Genomic DNA, 23,446 nt, shown 5'->3' on the forward strand with positions numbered 1-23,446 from the left:
TTTCCCGAAAATTCCTTATATTCGCAAACTTAAATTAATCAGGATAAAACCTGTTAAACTGATTGAAAATGAAGAAGTTTACCGAATATAAAAATCTAGACTTAGCGGCGGTTGCCGAGAATATTACGCAGTTTTGGAATCAAAACGAAACTTTTAAAAAATCTGTAGAAATTCGTAACGGACAACCCGAATATGTATTCTATGAAGGTCCGCCTTCTGCAAACGGAATGCCCGGAATTCATCACGTCATGGCGAGAGCTTTGAAAGATATTTTCTGTCGCTACCAAACGCAGCAAGGAAAACAGGTTTTTCGAAAAGCTGGTTGGGACACGCACGGTTTACCAATAGAATTGGGAGTTGAGAAAGAATTAGGAATTACAAAAGAAGATATCGGTAAGAAAATTTCTGTTGAAGATTATAACCAGGCTTGTCGAAACGCCGTAATGCGTTACACCGATGTTTGGAATGATCTAACCGAAAAAATTGGTTATTGGGTTGATTTGGAAGATCCATATATCACCTACGAACCGAAATACATGGAGACGGTTTGGTGGCTTTTAAAGCAATTATACACCAAAGACTTATTATACAAAGGTTACACAATTCAGCCTTATTCCCCTGCAGCTGGAACAGGCTTGTCTTCGCACGAATTGAATCAGCCCGGAACGTATCGTGATGTTTCTGACACGACCGTTGTTGCACAATTTAAATTAAAACAAGCACAGGAAAACGCGAGCGAAACCTGGAAAAAATTATCAGCTATTGCTTACGGTGATTCTAAAATCGATAGTGAGGAAATCGCAGGTGCAACTTGTGGCGGCGCTTTGCATTGGGAAGAGTTTGACACCACGCAAGCTAATATTTATTTTCTTGCGTGGACGACAACTCCCTGGACTTTACCTTCAAATACGGCTTTAGCAGTTGGAAGAGATATCGAATATGTTTTGGTGAAAACATTTAACCAATATACTTTTGAGCCGATCAATGTTATTTTAGCTAAAGTTCTTCTGGAGAAAAATTTTGGTAAAAAATATTTTGTCGGAACTGAAGAAGATTTTGGAAATTATAAAGCCGACGAAAAAAATATTCCATATCAAATCTTACAAGAATTTACAGGAGCTGATTTAGCCGGAAGCGAATACGAACAATTAATTCCCTGGTTTTCGCCTGCTGAAAATGCAGACAAAGCATTCCGTGTAATCATCGGAGATTTCGTTACTACAGAAGACGGAACAGGAATCGTACACATCGCGCCTACTTTTGGTGCAGATGATGCGCGTGTTGGAAAAGAAAACGGAATTCCGCCAATGCTCATCAAAGACGAAAACGACAATCTCGTTCCACTCGTTGATTTGCAGGGGAAATTCTTGAAAGGAGAAAATGTACCGGAACTTTTTGCCGGAAAATATATTAAAAACGAATATTACGAAACCGGAACTGCGCCCGAGAAATCCTGGGATGTCGATTTGGCGATTCTTTTAAAAACAGAAAACAAAGCTTTTAAGGTAGAAAAATACGTTCACAGTTATCCGCATTGCTGGAGAACCGATAAACCAGTTTTGTATTATCCGCTGGATTCCTGGTTTGTTAAAATGACGGCGGTAAAAGACCGTTTGGTAGAATTAAACGAAACCATCAACTGGAAGCCAAAATCTACGGGTGAAGGTCGATTCGCAAACTGGCTCGTTAACGTCAATGACTGGAATCTTTCCCGCTCCAGATATTGGGGAATTCCGTTGCCAATTTGGCGTACGGAAGATCTGAAAGAAGAAATCATCATTGGTTCTGTAGAAGAATTAATGAACGAGATTCAGAAATCCATGGATGCAGGTTTTATGACCGAAAATCCTTTCGCGGAATTTGAATCCGGAAATATGTCCAAAGAAAATTATGCGAAAATCGATCTGCATAAAAACATTGTTGATGAAATTATTTTGGTTTCTCCTTCCGGAAAACCGATGAACAGAGAATTAGACCTGATCGATGTTTGGTTTGATTCAGGCTCGATGCCTTATGCGCAGTTGCATTATCCATTCGAAAACAAGGAAATGATCGACGAAAGAAAAGCTTTCCCTGCAGATTTTATCGCGGAAGGTGTTGATCAAACTCGTGGTTGGTTTTATACGCTTCATGCGATCGGAACCGCGGTTTTTGATTCTGTTGCTTATAAAAATGTAATGTCGAACGGTTTGGTTTTGGATAAAAACGGCCAGAAAATGTCGAAACGTCTAGGAAATGCAGTTGATCCTTTCACGACTTTGGATAAATATGGTCCTGATGCAACGCGTTGGTACATGATCTCTAACGCAAATCCCTGGGAAAATTTAAAATTTGACTTAGAAGGAATTGATGAAGTTCGTCGTAAATTCTTTGGAACTTTATACAATACTTATTCGTTTTTTGCTTTGTATGCCAACGTTGACAGTTTTACTTATTCAGAAAAAGATATAGAAAACCGTCCGGAAATTGACCGCTGGGTTCTATCTGAATTGAATCTATTAGTGAAAGAAGTTACCGAATTTTACAATGATTACGAACCAACGAAAGTGGCAAGAGCCATTAATAATTTCGTGAACGACAACTTAAGCAACTGGTATGTAAGACTTTGCCGCAGAAGATTCTGGAAAGGAGATTACTCAGATGATAAAATTTCTGCTTATCAAACTTTATATACGTGTTTAGAAACGATTGCGAAAATTGCAGCTCCGATTGCGCCATTCTTTATGGATCAATTGTACCAGGATTTGAATAAAATCACAGGCAAAAACACCGCAGAATCGATTCACTTAACCGATTTCCCGAAAGCAGACGAAAGTTTGATCGATCAGGATCTGGTAGAAAAAACGCATTTGGCGCAACAAATTACGTCGATGGTATTTTCATTAAGAAAAAAAGAAAACATCCGCGTTCGTCAACCTTTGCAAAAAGTGATGATTCCGGTGATGGACGCTAAAACGAAAGAACAGATCGTGGCAGTTTCGGAGTTGATCAAACAGGAAGTTAATGTAAAGGAACTTCAGTTGATTAATGCAGATGAAGCCTCTCATCTTATCATTAAACAGATCAAACCCAATTTCAAAACTTTGGGAGCGCGACTTGGAAAAGATATGAAAGTAGTTGCAGGTGAAATCACCAATTTTACTGCAGAACAGATCTCGACTTTAGAAAAAGAAGGAAAAATGCAGATTCAGGGACATGAAATTTCTTTGGACGATGTAGAAATCTTCACGAAAGATATTCCGGGTTGGACGGTTGCGAATGAAGGAAAAATGACTGTAGCACTCGATTTAACTTTAACCCACGAATTAAAAGCAGAAGGAATCTCCCGAGAATTCATCAATAGAATTCAAAATTTAAGAAAGGATAAAGATTTTGAGCTAACTGACAGAATTTCAATTCAATTGGAAGAAAATTCGCCCTTCGAAAAAGAAATTTTGAACAATAAGACCTATATTTCAGAAGAAGTATTGTCGGATCAAATAGAAATTGTAAATTCACTTTCGAATTTTGAGGAAATCGAAATCGAGGAGAAAAAATTTAAAGTATATATTAATAAAATGGGAAGTTTTGGGAAAGAGATGTTATCATAAGCTCTCATTATTTTCTAATTAACAAAAGAAACAAAACTATGGACGAAGGAAGACAAAGATACAGCGACAGCGATCTGGTAGAATTCAAAGAATTAATCCAGGCGAAAATAGAAAAAGCAGAAAGAGATCTGTTTTTAGTTCGCGAGAGTTTCATCAACGATCAAAATAACGGAACCGATGATACTTCGCCCACCTTTAAAGCTTTTGAAGAAGGTGCAGAAACACTGAGCAAAGAACAGAACGCGATTTTAGCGGGAAGACAGGAGAAATTTTTACGCGAACTAAAAAACGCTTTGATCCGCATTCAAAACAAAACTTACGGGATCTGTAGAGTTACAGGAAAATTGATTGGTAAAGACCGTTTAAGAGCTGTTCCACACGCAACTTTAAGCATCGAGGCAAAAAATATGCAGCGATAAAATGACAACACAGACAACTATATAAAGTATAATGTCTCCGTAATCAATGTACAAAATATGATATTTTCTTCTTAAGTAAATCATAGTTTGTACATTTTACTTTGTATATCTTATCATAAAATCACATGAACGTATTATATATTCTTTTTGCAGTTGCGGTTATTTTTATCTATTTTTTTCGAAAAGAAATTAAAGAAAAGATCATCCCAAATAAAGAAAGAAATTATACGATGGACGACCGGTTTAATTCCGAAAAAAAAGACCGCGAAATCGAAATCGACGGACTGCTAAGCAAAATGGGGCAAAACGGTTTGCAGGATCTATCCAAAGAAGACCAAAAACGCCTTAACGAACTTTCTAAAAAATAATTAAAATGGAAGCATTAATTGTACACCCAAAAAACCAAATGGAACTCAACGCATTAAAAGATGTGATGAAAGACATGGGGATCAGATATGAAAAATTTCATACAAGAAATAGTAAAACCCAACCCTTTTTAACAAAAACTGCGGTAAAAAAAGATAAACCTGCAAGAAACTTTAAAGACAAACCAAAGACGGATCTGTAATGAAGAAAATAGTATTTATCACCTTTATCGTTCTTTTGATCGATCAATTATCTAAATTTTATATTAAAACTCATTTTAATTTAGGCGAAAGTGCAGATGTTTTTCCTGGCTTTAAACTAACTTTTGTCGAAAATCCGGGCATGGCTTATGGCTTTCATTTTGGGGGTTTGATCGGGAAATATTTTCTCGTAATTATCCGCGTTGTTTTAATTGGCGGCATGGTTTACCTCTTCAGCAAATGGCTGAAAGAAGGTGCGAGTAATTATTTGCTCCTTCCAATGTCGATGATTTTTGCCGGTGCGATCGGAAATTTGATCGACGGAATGTTCTACGGAATGCTCTTTAACAGCGGAACTGTTTACGACGAAAGCATTGGAAGATGGATCGAATATGGCGGAGTTTCAAAAGTTGTTGCATTGGGAAGCGGCTATTCGACTTTTATGAAAGGATGCGTTGTAGATATGCTGCATTTCCCTTTAGTAGACTGGAACGTACCAGAAACCTGGCCGATAATCGGTGGACAACATATCGAATTTTTCAAGTACATTTTCAATGTTGCTGATTCTGCGATTACCGTTGGAGCGGCACTTTTACTCATTTTCCGCAAGAAAGCATTCCCGCACGGTTTCGATTTTTAATTTTTATTTGGGCAGCTTTTTCCGTCTTCCATTCCCGCTATTTTTGCCAGCGCTTTTGCCGGTGCAAAAATGAGCTTCATTCAAGCCGGGCTGCAGGTAATCGCTTCAAATACCAATTATTTCATCATCAGAAATTTATGAAACGTTTACAAAAATTAGTAATACTCGGTCTCATTCTTTTTGCAATTGTCGCAATCATCACCTACTGGTGTAATTTCACGATCGACAGTGCTTCTGAAGATCAGGTCACTTCAAATCTCAATACACTTCCACAAGAAAAGACAGGACTTTTATTAGGAACAAGCAAAACCCTACAAAGTGGAAAGCCAAATGCCTACTTCTTCAACAGAATTACTGCGGCAGTTGAACTTTATAAAGCAGGTAAAATCAAAAACATCATTGTGAGCGGCGACAATTCGCGAAAAGATTACAATGAACCAGAAGACATGAAAATGGAACTCATCAAACAGGGAATTCCAGCAGAAAAAATCTATGAAGATTTTGCAGGATTTCGTACTTTAGACTCTGTTGTGAGAGCAAAAGAAATTTTCGGACAAAAGTCTTTTATCATTATTTCTCAGCGTTTTCATAATGAAAGAGCCGTTTATCTGGCTCAGCAAAACGGAATCAACGCTTATGGCTACAATGCAAAAGATGTGAACCAGTACGCAGGTTTAAAAACCAATCTTCGGGAATATTTAGCGCGCGTAAAAGTATTCTGGGATTTTTTGTTTGGCGTAGAACCGAAATTCGGTGGCAAAAAGATCAACATTCCCTAAGAAATCATTCAAACCAAATAAAAATATCCGCCAATCAAATTGGCGGATATTTTCTATTATAAATAAGTTAGCTTATTTCTTAATTAACTTGATACTTTCTGTTGTAGTTGCTGTTTTCACAGTTACGATGTATGCACCTTTTGGTAAGGTAGAAACATTTAAACCATCTTTAGAAACTTTGTCGGCAGTCATTAATTTTTGACCCACCATGTTATAAATTTCTACACTGGAAATTTTATCAGAATTCGTTAAATGTAAAATATCCTGCACCGGATTTGGATAAGCCGCAACTTTCGTAGCATTCACAGCACTTGTTCCTAAAGCAGATGGAAGTTTAATAACGAAACCTCTTGGTTCATCATTTGACACACCGATTCCTACGATATATTTTCCATTGGGTGAGATTCCCAGAGGTAGAGAAAAAGTCATTCCCATATTATCTATACCTAAACTTGCAACGTACTCGTTAAGATTAACACGTCCCATTTCTGCTGTATAAATAAAACCTTCCCCTAAAAGCGCGGGACCAAAAGGCCGGAAATATCCAACTACCGTTTTACCATCATCGGTAATCCCTGCAGCTCCACCACTAAAATCAGGATTTGGATGCGTTATTTTTGTATACCCAGTTGTAGCATTCCAAACAAAAGGATTATCCAATGTAAATCCAGCAATTGTGTTACCATCTGGCGTTACGGCAACAGCTTCACCTGTAGGCAAGTCGTTGTTATCTTTTAATGCGATCTGCACCCCATTTTTCCAATAAACACCTTCTCTGTCTCCATAATCATTATCCTGCCATCCAACAACCACAGTGCCGTCTGCATTAATAGAATTCGCACGCGAGCTTCTGTCGGGCACTGTACTTCCAAGATCAACTGTTCCTGTCGCTTGCGACCACTTAATTGCATGTCCTACAGAAACGCTCACGTATCCCAAACCAACTACAGCTGATCCATCGTCTGCCATTCCCCAGGCAGTACTTAATGTGGGAGATGAAACTGCTCCAAGACCACCAAGAAAACTCCATGTGTTTGTAAGGACATTGTAGCGTCCCATTTCATCTAATCCACTTGCAGGATTGGTCATCGTTCCCGAAATATATTTTCCGTCTGAGGAAACATTTGTCCAGCCAGAAATAAAATCGCCACTGGTCAATTCTCCAATATTTACTGAACCTTCAGCTTCAGTCCATTTTACATGGTAAGCATTATACACATTTCCTACAGCGACACCATCATTTGAAACATCGGTCATCTGTGCATATTCACCTGTGTCATAAACCTGTGCCTGCGTAATGTTCAACCCTACAAAGAAAAGAGCTGCAAAGTAAAAATTTTTCATAATCTTTTTATAATTTTTTGATTCTTTCAAATCTAAAACATTATCGATCCCACTCAAAAGATTGGAGTTGCATATTTCGTGAATTTTAATAACATTAAATTCTATAACAATTGATAATCAATACTTTAAACTAATATCAAGAAATGTTTTTCCATAGGTTTTAACGTGAATTAAGATCATTTTCGGAAGGAATAAGTTAATTTCTTATGATAAAAACCTTTTTAAACTCAATATTTAAAATAATTTGTTTTCGAAAATGAGTATTTTTGTATGATGCGTAATCTATTAAGAATCGTCTTCATTCTTTTTGTAAGCTTAAATTTTCTGTCGGCACAAAGTCCTTCAGACTTTGATATGCGTGTAGAAAATAGCTTTCAGAAATTATATGAAAATCCAGACGTTGCTATTCACGCCGCCAAAGAAATTCGCGATGCTGATCATCAATTGATCGTGAATGATATTTTAGCCAAAGCTTATTTGCGAAAAGGTGACTATTTGGAATCGGTACGCATTGCTTTCGAAAAAACCGATCTGCGGAATACCGATCAAAATTTACTTCGGAACTTAATGATTGCGCGGGAATTTTACCGACTCAATCTTTACGAGCAGACTTCAAAAATAATATCACCGCTGACTTCTGGCAAACAGAAATCCAGAAATCCCAAAGAAGACGATTTTTTATACGCTCAACTTTTTCAACTGGAAGCCGCCAACTTCATCATTCTAAAAAAATTAGATCAAGCCCAAAAAAGTCTGGACCAAAGTTCAGCATTTGCAAAAAAGTCCGGCAATGCTTCGTCCCTGATTCTAAATGAAAATATTTTATATGCTGCTTCCATTCTTTCAGAAAAGGGAAAAATGAAGGAGGCCTGGAACATGGCGAATAATCTCATAGAAAACTTGAAAAAACTTCCAAGAGCTGTTTACCTTCGTTCTTTAACTCAGCAATTTCGGGGGAATTTATTTTTTGAAGAACAAAAGTATGATCAAGCCATAGCATGTTTGCAGGATGCTTTATCACCTATCGAAAACACCAGTTTTGAACCGTTAAAAAGCAGCATTTATTCCGACTTGACAAAAAATTATCTGGTCATCAAAAAAAATGAGGAATATGAACTGTACAAGAAAAAATTTGCTGAAAGTTCTAAATTATTAAACGAAAATAAAAAAGAATCCCGCCGGGAACTCATTCAACTCAATACAGAACTTACTACGGAGAATGCTCAATTACTAAGCGAAAAAGAGAAAACCCAATTTCTTTACATCGTTGGAATTTCTTTTTTAGTATTGATGATTGCCGGTTTTTTATATGGTAGGGAAATTCAAAAAGCAAAGACTTTAGCGCGACAAATAAAGTTTTTTCGATCGATAAAAATTGCTCCGGAAAATCAAAAAGAAGAGAAAAAGGAAAAAGACCTGTCTAAAAAATCACTTCTTATTCCGAAAGAAACGGAGCGGGAAATTCTGGAGCGCCTGCAGGAATTTGAAAAGTCCAAAAATTATCTGGATAATAATATGTCGTTGGCAAATCTATCTGCACAGTTAGGAACCAACACCAAATACCTGTCTGAAATCATCAATAATTATAAATATAAAAACTTCAATACCTATATTAACGAATTGCGTATTAAGCACGTAATCAATTTGTTATCTACAGACAAAACTTACCTTCAGTATAAAATAAGTTATATTGCAGAAATCGGCGGTTTTACATCCCACAGCGCTTTTACAAATGTTTTTAAAACAATAACCGGCATGTCTCCTCAGGAATATATGCAGACTTTAAGAAATTCCTAAAAATGAGATTACTTCAGTTTTCTTTCCTGTTGCTCTTCTTTTGGTCTGGTTGTTTTACAGCTCAGAAAAACACTGATTCTCTAAAAACCCGCGCAAAGTCTATTATTTACGAACAGCCGGATGAAACTATTTCCATTGCTTTAAAACTGCTAAAAGGTGAAAAGAAAGTAGATGAAGTTGCGCATCTTTACATGTTGATCTCTAACGCTTATATTTCTAAAAGGAATAACGACAGTTCTCTTTTCTATATATTAAAGGCTGCAGACCTCATCAACAAAGAAGCTTTACCTACGACGAAGATCAAGATCCTTAATTCGGTCGCAGTGCAATATCAACAAATGGAACTGTACGATAAGGCGCTGGAAACGCTGGATCAATCATTGAAATTAACTGAAAAACTTGCTACCAATGATAAAGACAGGCTCTTTAATGCTGGATTTAATTATGCGGTTCGTGGCATGATCTACAGAAATCAGTCGAATCCCGACTTGGCTTTAGAAAAGTTTAAAATGGCCGCTGCAAATTTTCAGAAGTTGGAGATCGATAAAAAATCTTCAGCCAACTTAAGCATCATTTACTATAATATCGGCTACAGTTATATTGATCTGTCCCAATTAAATCAAGCTTCAGAATATTTTGAGAAGTCGGAGAAGTATGCAAAAATTGCCAAGGCAAAAAGCTTAGAAGCCTACGCATTGAAAGGAATAGGAGAAAGTTTGTTTCTAACACAGGACTATAATGCTGCGCTACTGGTTCTTTCCCGCGCGGAAGAAATGGCGTTACCCATTGGAGATCTGGTCCTGAATGAAGGGCTTTATAAACTTCTTGCAAATACTAATTTAGCACTCGATCAGTTTGAAAAATTTCAGACTTACAATTCTAAATATCTCGACATTCAAAAAACTTTGGAACAGAATGAATTGAAATCACTTAACAGATATCTGAACACTCAGAAATTAGAAGAACAGCAGGATACCGCGGCAATTACGAATGATTTTCGCCTTTACGACTGGATCACGGCTTTCGTCGCACTGGTGTTATTTGGGTTTTTAATTAAAAGCCTTTTCGATATTCAAAAGAAGAACCGCCGGCAAAGAAAGATCATAGAAACGCTGACCAAAGCAAAAAAAGTTACGTAAAGAAAGTCTCGAACGTTGGCAAACAAACATTTCTTTTGTATTTTTGTCGAAATCAGATTACAACATGTCCAGAATACTTACCGGAATCCAGGCAACAGGAACGCCCCATTTAGGAAATCTCCTCGGCGCCATTATTCCTGCCATCGAACTTTCTAAAAAACCGGAGAACGAATCATTTTTATTTATCGCAAATCTGCATTCTTTAACGCAAATTAAAAATGCCGAAGAGCTTAAACAAAACACCTACGAAATTGCAGCAGCCTGGCTCGCCTGCGGTTTAGACACCGAAAAAACGTTCTTCTACAGACAAAGCGATATTGCTGAAGTATGTGAACTTTCCTGGTATTTATCCTGTTTCTTTCCTTACCAACGATTAACTTTGGCACATTCTTTTAAAGATAAAGCCGACCGTTTAGAGGATGTAAATGCTGGATTATTTACGTACCCGGTTTTAATGGCTGCTGATATTTTATTGTACAATGCCGAAGTCGTTCCTGTCGGAAAAGATCAGTTGCAACATCTGGAAATGGCGCGGGATATGGGCGCGAGATTTAACAATCAGATGGGTGAAGTTTTTGTGCTTCCGCAAGCTGAATTACAGGAAGATACAAAATATGTTCCCGGAACCGACGGGCAGAAAATGTCGAAATCACGGGGAAATATTATCAACATTTTCTTGCCGGAGAAAGAGTTGAAAAAGCAGGTCATGGGAATTGACACCGATTCCAAATCTTTAGAAGAAGCAAAAGATCCCGAAACCGATAAAGTTTTTGCTTTGTACGAACTCATCGCTGATGCTGAACAGACACAACTATTGCGACAGAAATATCTTGCCGGAAATTTTGGTTACGGACACGCAAAAACAGAATTACAAAATTTAATCCTAACCAGATTTGCGAAAGAAAGAGAGCTGTTTTCTTATTACATGAATAATTTGCCAGAACTGGAAGAAAAATTACAGGAAGGCGCTGTAAAAACTAAAGCGATTGCTAAAGAAACGCTTCAGAGAGTTCGCGAAAGTTTGGGCGTGTAATCGCTGAGAAACATTTACTAAACCTTCTCCGATCGAGAAGGTTTTTTTATAGGATCTCTTTCAGTTCGATCAGCTTTTTAATGACTGTTACGTCTTCTGCGGCAAAATTATCATTGAAGACATCAAAGAAAACGACTTTTAAACCAAATGATTTTCCGCCTTCAACATCGGCAATCCAGTCATCACCGATCATGATGGATTCTTCGATTTTTGCATTGGCTTTTTTTAAAGCATAGTCGTAAATTTCTGCTCTTGGTTTGCGAATATTGATCTCATCGGCACTTGTAATGGTCTGGAAATAATTTTTAATACCCGAAAGTTCACATTTCCGAAAGGTGACTTCCTTGAAGCCATTAGAAAGAATGTGCAACTGATAGTCCTTTTCGGAAAGATATTCTAAGATCTCGAAAGCGCCCTCGACCAGATCGTTGTAATTCAGAATCTCATCCAGGAAATTATCTTCAAAAGATTGCGCCAGGTCAAAATCATCAATTCCAAAAAAGAGAAAAGTATCGTAAAAACGGTGCTTCCGGAGATAATCTTTATCGATCTCGCCGTCGCGGATCTGTTCCCAAAGCCGTTCGTTGATGGTAAAATATTCGGTGTGGAATTCCTCAAAATCGAGGTTATATTTGCTGGAAACTGCTTCTCTTTTAAAAAGTTCTTTTAAAGTGAGGTAAGCATTTCTGCGATGGTCCCAAAGGGTATTGTCGAGGTCAAAAAAAATGTGCTGAATTTTCATACAGCACAAATTTAAATCATTTAAGATTAATTCTGGGATACAATCTGGTTTTTACGCTTTGTTTTCAAAATAGTGATGCTTTTTGAATAGCTTAATAGAAAATCGATTGTCTGTCTCTTTGGTTTCAAAAGGTTTTCGTTTAAAGTGTCATTTTTTTTCATAGGCGAAACGTTTTATTTCCCTAAAAACGAAACTTTTTTTCAATTATTATGACCTCGTTAAAATAATCTGATGTTCCTGCATTATTTTTCGAAGATTGATAAGTGCATATCGCACTCTACCGAGTGTTGTATTGATACTTGTATCGGTTTGATCGGCAATTTCTTTAAAACTCAATCCATCGAAAAATCTTAGTTTAATGACCTCTTGTTGATTTTCTGGCAGAAATACTAACATCTTCATCAAATCTTCCTGAATCTGCTGACTGATCAAACGCTCTTCAATATTCTCTTCTTTTTCTGAAATCAGATCGAAGATAGAAAATTCGTCGTTTTCATAAGTTGTTTCAGAAACTTTAATATGTTTCGATTTCAACCGGAAATGGTCGATAATTAAATTATATGCAATTCGTTTTGCCCAGAGAATAAATTTACCTTCTTCGTTATAGCGACCTTCTTTTAAAGTCACAATAATCTTCATAAATGTATCCTGAAAAATATCGTTTGCTAAATCTTCATCCATCAATTTATAAAAAATAAAGGAAAAAAGATCTTTTTGATGTCTTTGAATTAGAATCGGTAACGTTCTTTCGTTTCCGTTCCGGTATTCAGAGATCAACCAGCTATCTGTTTGTGTTGTCATAACTCACTTCTGTTTTTCACCCGATTTGCTAACTAAATAGTTTATTCAGGTTCTAGTTTTCGGTTTAATAGGAAGTAAAGTTTTTTATCGATAGATTTTGTTTGGTTGAGTTGGTAAAAGTAAGAAAAAAGTTAACACTCTGTTAAAATTTTTTAAATATTTAAAGAAACTTTATTATTTCGCTAAATCATGCAACACAACAAGCGGTATATTAACAGTAAAATTAATATTGAGACCTTTTAGTTCTTTTCCATTAATTCCATTTTTATCAAGGGAGAAAGCGTAACCACCTGTTAAGTCAATAATTCCAAATAAACTCACCCCGATCTTTGGCGCAACATATTTCGTTGTAACCTCGGCTCCTGCTAAGAAATAGTAGGCATGATAGAGATCAACATTTCTTTCGAAATTAATTAAAACATCTCCCTGTACTTTCGGCATGATCGCAAACTCGCTGTTTGCGGCTCCTATTAAAGCTGATGCTCCAAGCCTGTAAATAACGTCATCTGTATTCAGAAAAAGCAATCTTCCACCCAATTCAGCGAAACTTTGATTTTGATAGACGTATCCTGCATGAATCATTTTGTGCATCGTTAACTGCGCTTTTGCAAAACTCGCCGACGTCATTATTAAAAAAATTGAAAAAATGAATATCTTCTTCATAAGGTGTAAATTATTATGCGGGTAAAGTTAAAAAAAACTGCTTTATCATTTTCGGATAAAGCAGTTTAAATATTTTAAAAATTATATTCCAAATTCCTTCTTGATCTCATCGACCTTGTCGAGTTTTTCCCAGGTAAAAAATTCCAGATCTTTAATAACCAGATCTTCGCCATTTGCCTTTCTAAAGGTTTTATCGGCAATGTAAGGTTCTCTTCCCATGTGTCCGTAAGAAGCCGTTTCTTGATAAATTGGATTCCGCAGTTTTAAATTTTGCTCGATCGCGTAAGGTCTTAGATCGAAAATTTTCTGAATTCTTTCCGCCAGTTCGCCATCGTTAATATCGAGTTTTGAAGTTCCATAGGTATTAATGTATAAACCACAAGGTTGAGCAACACCGATCGCGTAAGAAACCTGAACCAGAATTTCATCTGCAACTCCGGCAGCCACTAAATTTTTTGCCATGTGACGAACTGCATAAGCTGCACTTCTGTCCACTTTTGAAGGATCTTTTCCGGAGAAAGCGCCACCACCGTGAGCTCCTTTTCCACCATAGGTATCTACAATTATTTTTCTACCTGTTAAGCCGGTATCTCCATGTGGACCGCCGATCACAAATTTTCCGGTTGGATTAACGTGATATTTGATCTGATTATTAAAAAGATCCTGAATTTCTTTTTTCTGTTTGGCTTTTACTTTCGGAATTAAGATCTCGATCATGTCTTTTCTAATTTTCGCCAACATTGCTTCATCGCTTCCGAATTCGTCATGTTGCGTAGAAACTACGATAGAATCAATTCTTACCGGCTTATGATCATCTGAATATTCAATAGTAACCTGAGATTTTGCATCAGGACGAAGATATTTAACGGCATCATTTTCTCTTCTTAAAATTGCTAACTCCTTAAGAATAGTATGCGCTAAATCCAGTGCCAAAGGCATGTAGTTGTCAGTTTCGTTGGTCGCGTAACCGAACATCATTCCCTGATCACCAGCTCCCTGATTGTTTGCTCTGGTTTCGAAATCATCGGTATCGCCTTTTCGGTCAACGCCTTGATTAATATCTGCAGACTGCTCGTGAATGGCAGAAATTACGCCACAAGAATCACCCGCAAACATATATTCGCCTTTCGTATATCCAATACCGTTGATGACTTTTCTCGCGATATCCTGTACATCAAGATAAGCGCTTGACTTTACTTCTCCCGCCAAAACAACTTGTCCTGTGGTCACTAAAGTCTCACAAGCTACCTTTGAGTTAGGATCATTCGCTAAAAAATTATCGATAAGCGCATCGGAAATTTGATCCGCAATTTTATCAGGATGTCCTTCTGAAACAGATTCAGACGTAAATAAATATGACATATTTCTTTTGTTTTTTAAAAAATTAATTTTTAAAGAAAAACGAAGTGATTACAAAAGAAACTAAAATAGAAATTCTGTTTTAGCATTTTTTTTGGAGGTTGCAATCAGTTCAAAATTTTCCTCGTGAAGTTATTCGGTTGCAAATTTAAAGAGTATTTACCGAACCGCAAAATTTATACAGGTAATAAAAATCATTGTGGTTTGATGCTCACAAAATCTTCTGGAATTTTATTAAAATTTAATTTTTCTTTCAGAGAATTTTTGATCGAAGTTGCCATCTCGCTCAAAATCTTCTGTTTATACGTTGGTTTGTAGTAAATTAAACTAATCTCTCTAAAAGGAAATGGCTTTCTAAATCTCGAAATTTTATTTTTTTGAATTTCTGATAATTGAGGAATTGCCAGCTCGGGAAGGATCGTAATTCCACCAACTTTATCCACCATTTGAATAAGCGTATTGATATTGGACGCTAAAAACTCCAGATTTTTCGGCTTTAAAGAATTTTCTTTTAAGTGACAAATATTTTCAAACTGAGTTTTTAAACAATTCCCTTCTTCCAAAAGCCAAACCTTGTTGGTGTCGATCTCTTCGGGAATAACGAAAGAGTCTTTCTTAGAATCGGTATCTGAGGAATAGATCATCAACTCTTCATTAAAAAGAAAATCCTGATAAAATTCGCTCGCTGAATCGTAAGGCGTAGAAATAATTCCTGCATCTAATTCACCAGACTTTAATGATTTGATGATATTATCGGTGGTCATTTCCTTCACATTCAATTCAATTTTTGGATTTTCCTTTAAAAAATCAAAAATTTCGGAAGGTAAGATGAAACTTGAAACAGTAGGGATTATTCCCAGATTAAGTTTTCCGGCTAAAACATTGTTTAAAAGGCTGGCTTTATTTTTTAATTCATTTACAGAATCGATGACTCTTTTAGCCTCATCAATAATTTGCGCTCCCACATCTGTGGTACGAATTGGATGCGTGGTTCTGTCGAATATCTTCACATCCAGCTCATCCTCAAATTTTTGTATCATGGCGCTCAGCGTGGGCTGTGTAATAAAACATGCCTGTGCTGCTTTACCGAAATGTTTATATTTATCAACCGCAATTAGATACTCTAGTTGTTGAATGTTCATTTAATTAATTTTATCTATTACAAATATACTATGTTATATTGATTTTCACTCGCGTAAAAAGCTTTTTCACAGTCTTAATTCTTAAATTTGTAGTAGAAAATACACATCAATGCCTAATAAAAAACTCACTTCCGGCTCCGGCGCGCCCTATTTCGAACATCAGGATTCACAAACAGTTGGTCCAAGAGGTCCAGTTCTTCTGCAGGATTTTATTTTGCAGGAAAACTTAGCCCATTTTGTAAGAGAGAGAATCCCCGAAAGAATTGTACATGCAAAAGGAAGTGGCGCTTACGGAAAATTAACAGTCACGCACGATATCTCAAAATACACGAAAGCAAAAATATTTTCAAAAGTTGGAAATGAGTGCAAAATGTTCGCTAGATTCTCTACCGTTGGTGGGGAAAAAGGCAGCGCAGATACTGAAAGAGATCCACGTGGATTCGCGTTAAAATTTTATACAGAAGAAGGAAACTGGGATCTGGTCGGAAATAATACGCCCGTATTCTTTATTAAAGATGCTAAGAAATTTCCCGATTTTATTCATACGCAGAAACGCGTTCCAAAAACAAATTTGAAAAGCAGCACCATGAAGTGGGACTTTTGGAGTTTTAATCCAGAATCGCTGCATCAGGTTTTAATTTTAATGTCGGACCGTGGAACGCCTCATGGCTACAGACACATGCACGGATTTGGTTCGCACACCTTCTCCCTGATCAACGCAGATAATGAACGCGTTTGGGTAAAGTTTCATTTCAAAACAAAACAGGGCATCAAAAATTTCTCTAATGAAGACGCGGTGAAAATGAAAGGTGAAAATCCAGATTTTGCGCAGGAAGATTTAGTTGAAGCCATTTCGAAGGGAGATTTCCCGAAATGGACGATGTATATTCAGGTCATGACGGAAGAGCAAGCCCAGGAATTCCGCTGGAATCCTTTTGATGTTACGAAAGTTTGGTTTCAGGATGAATTTCCTTTAATTGAAGTCGGAGAAATGGAACTGAATGAAATTCCGAATAATTTCTTTGCTCACGTAGAGCAGGCAACTTTTTCGCCGGCTAATTTAATCTCAGGAATTAGTTTCTCGCCTGATAAAATGTTGCAGGGGAGATTATTTTCTTATCCAGATGCTCACCGCTACAGAGTTGGCGTAAATGCACATCTGCTGGAAGTGAATCGTTGTCCTTTCGAAATTAATAATTTTCAGAGAGATGGTGCAATGGCCGATTCGAGTATTTATAAAGATGCGCCAAATTATTATCCGAACAGTTTTGCGGATATCGAACCCGATTCTGCCTACAAAAACTTTGAATACGATTTAGACAGCACCAGTGTGGCGAATTTTAACCGGAATGAAAATGATGATGATCACTACACGCAACCCGGATTACTTTACACGAAGGCGATGAATCAAGAACAACGCAGTCACCTGATTAGCAACATCATCGATTCGATGAATGAAATTTCAGGTCCAAAAAAAGATGAGATCATCAACCGTCAGCTTTGTCATTTCTTCCGTGCGAATATTGAGCTCGGAATGAAAATCGCGATAGGATTACAAGTTAATATCGACGCTAATATGATGACACATTCTGCAAGTAATGAGGGCTAAATTTAAATAATCAATATCCTAAACACCGTAATATTATATCAATCGATTACCATATTCAGAAAAAAGTGGTAATTTGCAACTTTGCATCGTAAAAATATCAAAATAGAAAAATGAATTACGAAAATATTATTCTTCAGATTGAAGAGAAAACAGCCATAATTACAATCAGCAGACCGCAAAGTCTTAATGCGCTTAATGCCGCAACAATTCAGGAATTAAGTAGTGCTTTCGAAGATTTAGATTCCAATAAAGAAGTACGGGTTGTTATTTTAACGGGAAGCGGAGAAAAATCTTTTGTAGCAGGTGCAGATATTAAGGAGTTTTCGGACTTTGGAACGTCAGCTGCTGAAGAGTTATCGAGAAATGGTCAAAATATTTTATTTAATAAAATAGAAAACTTAAGTAAACCTGTAATCGCTGCTGTAAATGGTTTTGCTTTAGGTGGTGGATTAGAATTAGCCATGGCATGCCACATTCGGTACGCTTCCGAAAATGCAAAGCTGGGACTGCCGGAAGTTACTTTAGGATTAATTCCGGGATACGGCGGAACTCAGAGACTGCCAAAACTAGTCGGGAAAGGCTTAGCAAATGAGATGATCTTTTCGGCAAAAATGATTTCCGGACAACGAGCAAAAGAAATTGGCTTGGTGAACGAAGTTTTTAGTTTAGAAGAACTTCTACCGAAAACAAAAGAAGTGGCGCTTCTAATTTCTAAGAATTCTCCCATGGGAGTTTCGAAGGCAATCATTGCCGTAAACGAATATGATAAGGAAAGCGGATTTGAAACAGAAATAAAATCTTTCGGTGAACTGTTTGAAATGGAGGATAAAAAAGAAGGTGTTCTGGCTTTTTTAGAAAAAAGAAAACCTAATTTTTAACAGCTTTCATTCAGGTTCAGAAAAGAAAATAATAAAGAAAAAGAAATAAAATATTTGGAACCAACTAAATTTGATAAGGCTTACTTAAAAATGGCGATGGAATGGGCAAAACTATCGTACTGTAAAAGAAAAAAAGTTGGAGCGCTCATTGTAAAAGACCGGATGATCATATCCGATGGATACAACGGAACTCCTTCGGGATTCGACAATTGCTGCGAAGATGAAACAGGAAAAACCCAGTGGTTCGTACTGCACGCAGAAGCCAATGCGATCTTAAAGTTGGCGGGTTCTACACAGTCTGCAAGAGATGCAACACTGTATTTAACTTTATCGCCTTGCAAAGACTGCAGCAAGTTAGTTTTGCAAGCCGGCATAAAAAAAGTGGTTTATATAGATGAATATTCCGACAATGACGGAATTGACTTCTTAAAAAACCACGGAATTGTTCTTTTGAAAATCTCGAAAGAAGAATTGATTTAAAACACACACACAAATGATGACCTGGAACGAAAAAATTACAGATTTTGAAAACTTCTTAAAATTTGAGAGGAATTTCTCAGACAACACACTAGACGCCTATTTAAGGGATATTAGAAAACTCCGCGATTACGCAGAATTTGATCTCCAGGATACAGGCCCACTCGCGATTACCTACGAAAACATACAGGAATATCTTTTCCAGCTTTCGAAGAAAAAATTCAGTGAGCGATCACAGGCAAGATGGATTTCGTCTATCAAGTCTTTTTTTAAATATTTATTAGAAGACGAAGTTCGTACTGATAATCCTGCTGCTTTATTAGAAGGCCCAAAACTAGGACTTTATCTTCCCGATACTTTAAGTTTTGAGGATGTTGAAAGAATCATAAAAGCCATTAATGTTACGACCGATCTGGGGCAACGGAACCAATGCATGATCGAAGTTCTTTACGGTTGTGGATTAAGGGTTTCTGAACTCATCGACTTGAAAATTTCTAATATCAACTTCAAAGAATCTTATTTAAAAGTCGAAGGGAAAGGTGATAAAACACGTTTCGTTCCTTTGGCAACTTATACTTCTAATTTAATTAGGGACTACATCAACAATGTACGTTCGAAATATAAAATTAATAAAAAGTGTGAAGATATTTTATTTTTGAACAGCCGCGGATCTGCAATGTCACGGGTGATTGTTTTTATCATCATTAAAGAACTTACAGAAAAAGCCGGTATCAATAAGAAAATTTCTCCTCACACCTTCCGACATTCATTTGCAACGCATCTTTTACAAAACGGGGCAGATCTGCGTTATATTCAAGAAATGTTAGGCCATTCTAGCATCACTACAACCGAAATTTACACGCATTTGAAGAATGAAGAACTGCGCGATGTGATTCTTAATTATCATCCACGAAATAGAGTTAGTATGAATGGAACTTCTTAAATTTTGTCCGAAATGCGGGCACGAAACTTTAATTTGGGATGGCGAAAAAAAATGGTCCTGTTCCAATTGCGATTACGTGCTTTTTCACAATGTAGCCGGAGCGGTAGCTGTTGTAATTAAATTTGAAGACGAAATTTTGTTCACCCGAAGAAATCAGGAGCCCAAGAAAGGCAAATTAGATCTTGCGGGAGGATTTGTAGACCCGAAAGAAAGTGCAGAGGAAACGTGCGTTCGGGAACTTTTTGAGGAAATGAAGATTAAGGTCGATGTTTCTAAGTTGAAATATCTCGCAAGTTTGCCTAATGTTTACGAGTATAAAAATATTCCGTACAATACCATAGATCTTTTTTACGAGTACATCCTTACTGAGAAATTTAAGGTAAATCTGGAGATTTCTGAAATTTCTGAAACGGTTTGGCTTAAAAAAGGAGATCTCAACTTAGAAGATATTGCGTTTGATTCGCAACGGAAATTTCTGGAGACTTATCTCCCTTCTTAATACCGTTCCATCTTTTTTGTATCGTTCTTTTTTAGCTTAAATTTGCAGTTGGTAAAAATCAAATATGCAGGAACAAATCGTTTTCGAAGACAATCACCTTTTAGTCATCAATAAAAAAGCCGGACAACTTGTTCAGGGTGATAAAACCGGTGATTTATCATTGCTTGATTTACTCAAAAACTTTATTAAAGTACGAGACCATAAACCCGGAAATGTTTTTCTGGGTTTGGTTCACCGCATCGATCGCCCAACTTCGGGCTTGGTGATTTACGCGAAGACATCGAAAGCGCTTTCCCGTTTAACGCAAATGGTGAAGAACCGCGAAATCAAAAAAACCTATTGGGCCGTTGTTCCAAAAGCAGAAATTCCGCAAACACAACGCCTGATTCATTACCTTCAAAAAAACGAGAAAAACAATAAAGCAACTGTTTTCCCGAAGGTAACAGAAGGCGCTAAAGAAGCTATTCTGAATTATGAGATCATCAAAACTTTAGATAATTTCCAATTGCTGGAAGTTGATCTGGAAACGGGTCGCCATCATCAAATTCGCGCACAATTATCAAAAATTGGCGTTCCGATTAAAGGCGATTTAAAATACGGATCACCGCGATCCAATCCAGACGGTGGAATTCATCTTCATGCCAGAAAATTAGAGTTTTTACATCCTGTAACCAACCATAATGTAAGGATTACGGCAGACGTTCCGCAGAATGATGCGGTCTGGAAAGCTTGTGAAGACTAAATAAAAAAGGTTTCTAAATATTTAGAAACCTTATTTTATGTTATTGAATTACTGGAATTGCGTTAGAATCTTCTTTTTTGTCCTTATCCAACAAATTCGAATCTATTTTCGCGTTTTTATTTTTGGTCGGAATTTTATAATTCAAAGAAATCCCAAATTTTCGGGTATCATTTTTACTTGTCAAATAAACGTTTGGAATATCTGAAACAGAATGAAGAGCTGTTTGCTGCGTGTTAAAGATATCGTCGGCGAAGAGCGACACGTTTAATCTTTCACTCATAAATTTTTTCGAAATATTTAAATTCAAAGTATTATTGAAGGGTTTATCTGCCACAAAATAGTAATAATTTCCATTGGGAGTCAGGTAATTATAATTCGCCACGAACTTAATATCTTTTGGCAAGATGATCTGCGCCATAAAATTGAAGACCCAAAAACCTTTCGTACTAATATTGGGTAATTGATGCAGTTGATAAGCTGAATAAATATATACGAAATTCAGTTTGTCGGGATTCATATTAAATTTCATCAGTTCTTTTAGAGGCGTATTAAAAATGGCGAACGGAATAGGAAAACCAACATTGAAATTATGAATTTTTAATTCAGAAACATTGTCCTGAGAATTGATGATAACATCGCCGACTCTGCTGATTTTTTGAACCACCTGATTTTTCGCAACACTCACATTGTAGCCAATAAATACGTAATCTACTGCACTTAACTTGGCTTCGAAATTATCGAAAATGGTGGGCTGTAAATTTGGATTTCCGGCAGATTGGGAATTTGGTCCTTCATACGTCGTGTTATTCGGGTTTAAAACGGAAATACTCGGTAAAGAAATTTTCTTGTTGTAATTCAAGGCAAAATAAACCTGCTTCGCGAAGTTATACTGTACACTCGCGTTGGGAAAAAATTTAAACTTTTTAAAACTTATAAGATCTTCATACTTATTTTTATCTTCATTGTAAGCTGTTCCCGAAATATCATAATCTTCAGCACGCGTTCCTAAAATGAAATCAATATTTTTTAAACTCGCCTGAAATTCTAAATACGCGGCCGCATTTAATTTTTGATAATCTAAATTGAGTTCATTGAAACTTGCGGTTTTATAATTTTGTTTTTCATAAAGGCCACCAAAACTAACTTTGCCATCATCTAAAATTTTCAAAGGCTGCGAATAATCTATTTTGAAATTAGAAACTCTCATCACCGACGAATTATCTAAAACATTTTGCGACTCTCCCGCATCTTCCTGATTAAACTGGGAATCAGCCTGAGAATAAGAGGCTTTGAAATCTAATTTCTTAGCCTTATCGGTAAATTTTTTCTGATACGTTGCAACGGCTTCATTTCTATAATTTTCTGAATCTAAATAGGAATTGAGCAAATAAGGTTCATCCTTTGAAAATCCGGAACTTATATTATTGGTGTCACCCCCATTTTTATAAAAATCGTAGTTCAAAAGCAAACGATCTAATCCTAAATCTATAGTCACAGCACTTTTAGCAAAAATACCACGATTGATCCGGTCTGAATTGATAAAAGCCAGATTGTCCTGATTAGAATTCATCAAACTTTCACGATAATTTTGTCCCGCGTTTATTTGCCATCCAAAATATTTATTTCTCGCATTTAAATTAATAGAACTTCCTGTTCGGCTGCGGTACTTATCGTCATTCGTAAAACTGTAATTTCCGGAATAGGTCGCCGTTAAATACTTTTTAGAATTCTTGTTGGTAATAATATTCATAATTGCACCACCCGAAGTTGCAGGAAATTCTGCACCTGGCTGCGTGATGATCTCAACCCGCTCCACCGAATTTGCGGGCATTCCTTCCAGAAAAGAATTCAGTTCATTGCTCGAGATATTCAGCGGTCTTCCGTCCATATAAACAGCCAGTTGTTTTCCTTGATAAAGCATTCCTGCAACATCGGAAACAATTAGACCGGGCAGTTTTTTCATGCCTTCCATCACAGTTCCGGAATTTAAACTCGGCTGTTCGGAAAAATCAAAAATAGTACGGTCAGCTTTCTGCTCAACGGCTTTTTTAAATTTGGTAATGGTTACTCCTTCAATATCTTTTTCCATAGTTTCAGACTGCGTTTTTTCTTGGGAAAACGACATTTGGAAGAAAAATAAAGCAATAATGACGGAGGTAGATTTATATTTCATAAAGTATGTAGATGAATGAATAAGACAACTTAAACCGCTAATTGTTACATCAAATAATCAAAATTTTAAAAAATTAAGGATAACTGAACGTGCAAATAAAAAACCGTCCAA

22 protein-coding genes are annotated in these 23,446 nt (G+C 36.7%); 15 read left to right on the plus strand and 7 right to left on the minus strand.

Going from position 1 to position 23,446, the window contains the following annotated elements:
- Nucleotides 1–68 precede the first annotated feature (68 nt).
- From ileS to ACZ9HT_RS01325, 6 genes are all read left to right on the plus strand, one after another.
- The gene (gene ileS, locus ACZ9HT_RS01300; RefSeq protein ID WP_476038623.1) at nucleotides 69–3,590 is read left to right on the plus strand and encodes an isoleucine--tRNA ligase; all 3,522 of its coding nucleotides are present in this window, start codon (nucleotides 69–71) and stop codon (nucleotides 3,588–3,590) included.
- Nucleotides 3,591–3,628: 38 nt separating this feature from the next.
- Nucleotides 3,629–4,009 (plus strand): TraR/DksA family transcriptional regulator, encoded by a 381-nt coding sequence (locus tag ACZ9HT_RS01305; protein ID WP_476038624.1) that lies wholly within the window; start codon nucleotides 3,629–3,631, stop codon nucleotides 4,007–4,009.
- A gap of 125 nt (nucleotides 4,010–4,134) precedes the next feature.
- Nucleotides 4,135–4,377 carry a DUF6576 domain-containing protein gene (locus ACZ9HT_RS01310; protein WP_476038625.1) on the plus strand — a complete coding sequence of 81 codons (243 nt, stop codon included), beginning with the start codon at nucleotides 4,135–4,137 and terminating at the stop codon, nucleotides 4,375–4,377.
- Nucleotides 4,378–4,382: 5 nt separating this feature from the next.
- Nucleotides 4,383–4,577, plus strand: coding sequence for a DUF2683 family protein (locus tag ACZ9HT_RS01315; RefSeq protein ID WP_476038626.1), 195 nt, complete (start codon nucleotides 4,383–4,385; stop codon nucleotides 4,575–4,577).
- Entirely contained in the window at nucleotides 4,577–5,215 is a 639-nt protein-coding gene (locus ACZ9HT_RS01320) for a lipoprotein signal peptidase (RefSeq protein WP_476038627.1), read from the plus strand. The genes ACZ9HT_RS01315 and ACZ9HT_RS01320 overlap by 1 nt, the downstream gene beginning before the upstream one ends.
- A gap of 137 nt (nucleotides 5,216–5,352) precedes the next feature.
- A complete protein-coding gene (locus tag ACZ9HT_RS01325; RefSeq protein ID WP_476038628.1) occupies nucleotides 5,353–5,994 on the plus strand; it encodes a SanA/YdcF family protein in 642 nt (213 codons plus the stop codon).
- A 72-nt stretch (nucleotides 5,995–6,066) separates the two neighbouring features.
- Here the strand turns inward: ACZ9HT_RS01325 and ACZ9HT_RS01330 are convergent, their stop codons facing one another.
- On the minus strand, nucleotides 6,067–7,338 hold the full coding sequence (locus ACZ9HT_RS01330; protein ID WP_476038630.1) for a T9SS type A sorting domain-containing protein: 1,272 nt from the start codon (nucleotides 7,336–7,338) through the stop codon (nucleotides 6,067–6,069).
- A gap of 270 nt (nucleotides 7,339–7,608) precedes the next feature.
- Between ACZ9HT_RS01330 and ACZ9HT_RS01335 the strand changes: the two genes are divergently transcribed.
- The 3 genes from ACZ9HT_RS01335 (at nucleotide 7,609) to trpS (ending at nucleotide 11,307) form a co-directional block, all read left to right on the plus strand.
- Complete coding sequence (locus ACZ9HT_RS01335) at nucleotides 7,609–9,135, plus strand: helix-turn-helix domain-containing protein (protein ID WP_476038631.1); 1,527 nt, start codon at nucleotides 7,609–7,611, stop codon at nucleotides 9,133–9,135.
- A gap of 2 nt (nucleotides 9,136–9,137) precedes the next feature.
- On the plus strand, nucleotides 9,138–10,274 hold the full coding sequence (locus ACZ9HT_RS01340; protein WP_476038632.1) for a tetratricopeptide repeat protein: 1,137 nt from the start codon (nucleotides 9,138–9,140) through the stop codon (nucleotides 10,272–10,274).
- Nucleotides 10,275–10,338: 64 nt separating this feature from the next.
- Nucleotides 10,339–11,307, plus strand: a complete 969-nt coding sequence (gene trpS, locus ACZ9HT_RS01345; RefSeq protein ID WP_476038633.1) for a tryptophan--tRNA ligase — start codon at nucleotides 10,339–10,341, stop codon at nucleotides 11,305–11,307.
- Nucleotides 11,308–11,353: 46 nt separating this feature from the next.
- On the opposite strand, the gene ACZ9HT_RS01350 is transcribed toward trpS, so the two are convergent.
- The 5 genes from ACZ9HT_RS01350 to ACZ9HT_RS01370 all read right to left on the minus strand — a co-directional run bounded on the left by ACZ9HT_RS01350 (nucleotide 11,354) and on the right by ACZ9HT_RS01370 (nucleotide 16,014).
- Nucleotides 11,354–12,049, minus strand: a complete 696-nt coding sequence (locus ACZ9HT_RS01350; protein WP_476038634.1) for a YjjG family noncanonical pyrimidine nucleotidase — start codon at nucleotides 12,047–12,049, stop codon at nucleotides 11,354–11,356.
- Nucleotides 12,050–12,256: 207 nt separating this feature from the next.
- On the minus strand, nucleotides 12,257–12,850 hold the full coding sequence (locus tag ACZ9HT_RS01355; RefSeq protein WP_476038635.1) for an RNA polymerase sigma factor: 594 nt from the start codon (nucleotides 12,848–12,850) through the stop codon (nucleotides 12,257–12,259).
- A 174-nt stretch (nucleotides 12,851–13,024) separates the two neighbouring features.
- On the minus strand, nucleotides 13,025–13,513 hold the full coding sequence (locus tag ACZ9HT_RS01360) for a hypothetical protein (RefSeq protein WP_476038636.1): 489 nt from the start codon (nucleotides 13,511–13,513) through the stop codon (nucleotides 13,025–13,027).
- Nucleotides 13,514–13,594: 81 nt separating this feature from the next.
- Entirely contained in the window at nucleotides 13,595–14,875 is a 1,281-nt protein-coding gene (gene metK / locus ACZ9HT_RS01365) for a methionine adenosyltransferase (RefSeq protein WP_476038637.1), read from the minus strand.
- Nucleotides 14,876–15,066: 191 nt separating this feature from the next.
- Nucleotides 15,067–16,014 carry a LysR substrate-binding domain-containing protein gene (locus tag ACZ9HT_RS01370; protein ID WP_476038638.1) on the minus strand — a complete coding sequence of 316 codons (948 nt, stop codon included), beginning with the start codon at nucleotides 16,012–16,014 and terminating at the stop codon, nucleotides 15,067–15,069.
- Between the two features lie 109 nt (nucleotides 16,015–16,123).
- Here ACZ9HT_RS01370 and ACZ9HT_RS01375 point away from each other — a divergent pair, with 109 nt between their 5' ends.
- The 6 genes from ACZ9HT_RS01375 (at nucleotide 16,124) to ACZ9HT_RS01400 (ending at nucleotide 21,162) form a co-directional block, all read left to right on the plus strand.
- Nucleotides 16,124–17,623 carry a catalase gene (locus ACZ9HT_RS01375; RefSeq protein ID WP_476038639.1) on the plus strand — a complete coding sequence of 500 codons (1,500 nt, stop codon included), beginning with the start codon at nucleotides 16,124–16,126 and terminating at the stop codon, nucleotides 17,621–17,623.
- Nucleotides 17,624–17,733: 110 nt separating this feature from the next.
- On the plus strand, nucleotides 17,734–18,501 hold the full coding sequence (locus ACZ9HT_RS01380; RefSeq protein ID WP_476038640.1) for an enoyl-CoA hydratase-related protein: 768 nt from the start codon (nucleotides 17,734–17,736) through the stop codon (nucleotides 18,499–18,501).
- Between the two features lie 54 nt (nucleotides 18,502–18,555).
- Complete coding sequence (locus tag ACZ9HT_RS01385; protein WP_476038641.1) at nucleotides 18,556–18,981, plus strand: deoxycytidylate deaminase; 426 nt, start codon at nucleotides 18,556–18,558, stop codon at nucleotides 18,979–18,981.
- A gap of 16 nt (nucleotides 18,982–18,997) precedes the next feature.
- On the plus strand, nucleotides 18,998–19,921 hold the full coding sequence (gene xerD / locus ACZ9HT_RS01390; protein ID WP_476039192.1) for a site-specific tyrosine recombinase XerD: 924 nt from the start codon (nucleotides 18,998–19,000) through the stop codon (nucleotides 19,919–19,921).
- Nucleotides 19,908–20,420 carry an NUDIX domain-containing protein gene (locus ACZ9HT_RS01395; protein WP_476038642.1) on the plus strand — a complete coding sequence of 171 codons (513 nt, stop codon included), beginning with the start codon at nucleotides 19,908–19,910 and terminating at the stop codon, nucleotides 20,418–20,420. The genes xerD and ACZ9HT_RS01395 overlap by 14 nt, the downstream gene beginning before the upstream one ends.
- Before the next feature lie 64 nt (nucleotides 20,421–20,484).
- Nucleotides 20,485–21,162: an RluA family pseudouridine synthase gene (locus ACZ9HT_RS01400; RefSeq protein WP_476038643.1), complete on the plus strand. Its 678-nt coding sequence runs from the start codon at nucleotides 20,485–20,487 to the stop codon at nucleotides 21,160–21,162.
- A gap of 40 nt (nucleotides 21,163–21,202) precedes the next feature.
- Here the strand turns inward: ACZ9HT_RS01400 and ACZ9HT_RS01405 are convergent, their stop codons facing one another.
- Nucleotides 21,203–23,335 carry an outer membrane beta-barrel protein gene (locus ACZ9HT_RS01405; RefSeq protein ID WP_476038644.1) on the minus strand — a complete coding sequence of 711 codons (2,133 nt, stop codon included), beginning with the start codon at nucleotides 23,333–23,335 and terminating at the stop codon, nucleotides 21,203–21,205.
- Between the last annotated feature and the right edge of the window lie 111 nt (nucleotides 23,336–23,446).

Source organism: Chryseobacterium sp. UYP7 (assembly GCF_056279225.1).

Coding starts and splice junctions, on each gene's coding strand:
- trpS (WP_476038633.1), top strand. CDS start 10,339: ATGTCCAGAATACTTACCGGAATCCAGGCAACAGGAACGCCCCATTTA.
- ACZ9HT_RS01315 (WP_476038626.1), top strand. CDS start 4,383: ATGGAAGCATTAATTGTACACCCAAAAAACCAAATGGAACTCAACGCA.
- ACZ9HT_RS01335 (WP_476038631.1), top strand. CDS start 7,609: ATGATGCGTAATCTATTAAGAATCGTCTTCATTCTTTTTGTAAGCTTA.
- ACZ9HT_RS01370 (WP_476038638.1), bottom strand. CDS start 16,014: ATGAACATTCAACAACTAGAGTATCTAATTGCGGTTGATAAATATAAA.
- ACZ9HT_RS01340 (WP_476038632.1), top strand. CDS start 9,138: ATGAGATTACTTCAGTTTTCTTTCCTGTTGCTCTTCTTTTGGTCTGGT.
- ACZ9HT_RS01380 (WP_476038640.1), top strand. CDS start 17,734: ATGAATTACGAAAATATTATTCTTCAGATTGAAGAGAAAACAGCCATA.
- ACZ9HT_RS01310 (WP_476038625.1), top strand. CDS start 4,135: ATGAACGTATTATATATTCTTTTTGCAGTTGCGGTTATTTTTATCTAT.
- ACZ9HT_RS01305 (WP_476038624.1), top strand. CDS start 3,629: ATGGACGAAGGAAGACAAAGATACAGCGACAGCGATCTGGTAGAATTC.
- ACZ9HT_RS01375 (WP_476038639.1), top strand. CDS start 16,124: ATGCCTAATAAAAAACTCACTTCCGGCTCCGGCGCGCCCTATTTCGAA.
- ACZ9HT_RS01320 (WP_476038627.1), top strand. CDS start 4,577: ATGAAGAAAATAGTATTTATCACCTTTATCGTTCTTTTGATCGATCAA.
- ACZ9HT_RS01405 (WP_476038644.1), bottom strand. CDS start 23,335: ATGAAATATAAATCTACCTCCGTCATTATTGCTTTATTTTTCTTCCAA.
- ileS (WP_476038623.1), top strand. CDS start 69: ATGAAGAAGTTTACCGAATATAAAAATCTAGACTTAGCGGCGGTTGCC.
- metK (WP_476038637.1), bottom strand. CDS start 14,875: ATGTCATATTTATTTACGTCTGAATCTGTTTCAGAAGGACATCCTGAT.
- ACZ9HT_RS01355 (WP_476038635.1), bottom strand. CDS start 12,850: ATGACAACACAAACAGATAGCTGGTTGATCTCTGAATACCGGAACGGA.
- xerD (WP_476039192.1), top strand. CDS start 18,998: ATGACCTGGAACGAAAAAATTACAGATTTTGAAAACTTCTTAAAATTT.
- ACZ9HT_RS01400 (WP_476038643.1), top strand. CDS start 20,485: ATGCAGGAACAAATCGTTTTCGAAGACAATCACCTTTTAGTCATCAAT.
- ACZ9HT_RS01325 (WP_476038628.1), top strand. CDS start 5,353: ATGAAACGTTTACAAAAATTAGTAATACTCGGTCTCATTCTTTTTGCA.
- ACZ9HT_RS01395 (WP_476038642.1), top strand. CDS start 19,908: ATGGAACTTCTTAAATTTTGTCCGAAATGCGGGCACGAAACTTTAATT.
- ACZ9HT_RS01350 (WP_476038634.1), bottom strand. CDS start 12,049: ATGAAAATTCAGCACATTTTTTTTGACCTCGACAATACCCTTTGGGAC.
- ACZ9HT_RS01360 (WP_476038636.1), bottom strand. CDS start 13,513: ATGAAGAAGATATTCATTTTTTCAATTTTTTTAATAATGACGTCGGCG.
- ACZ9HT_RS01330 (WP_476038630.1), bottom strand. CDS start 7,338: ATGAAAAATTTTTACTTTGCAGCTCTTTTCTTTGTAGGGTTGAACATT.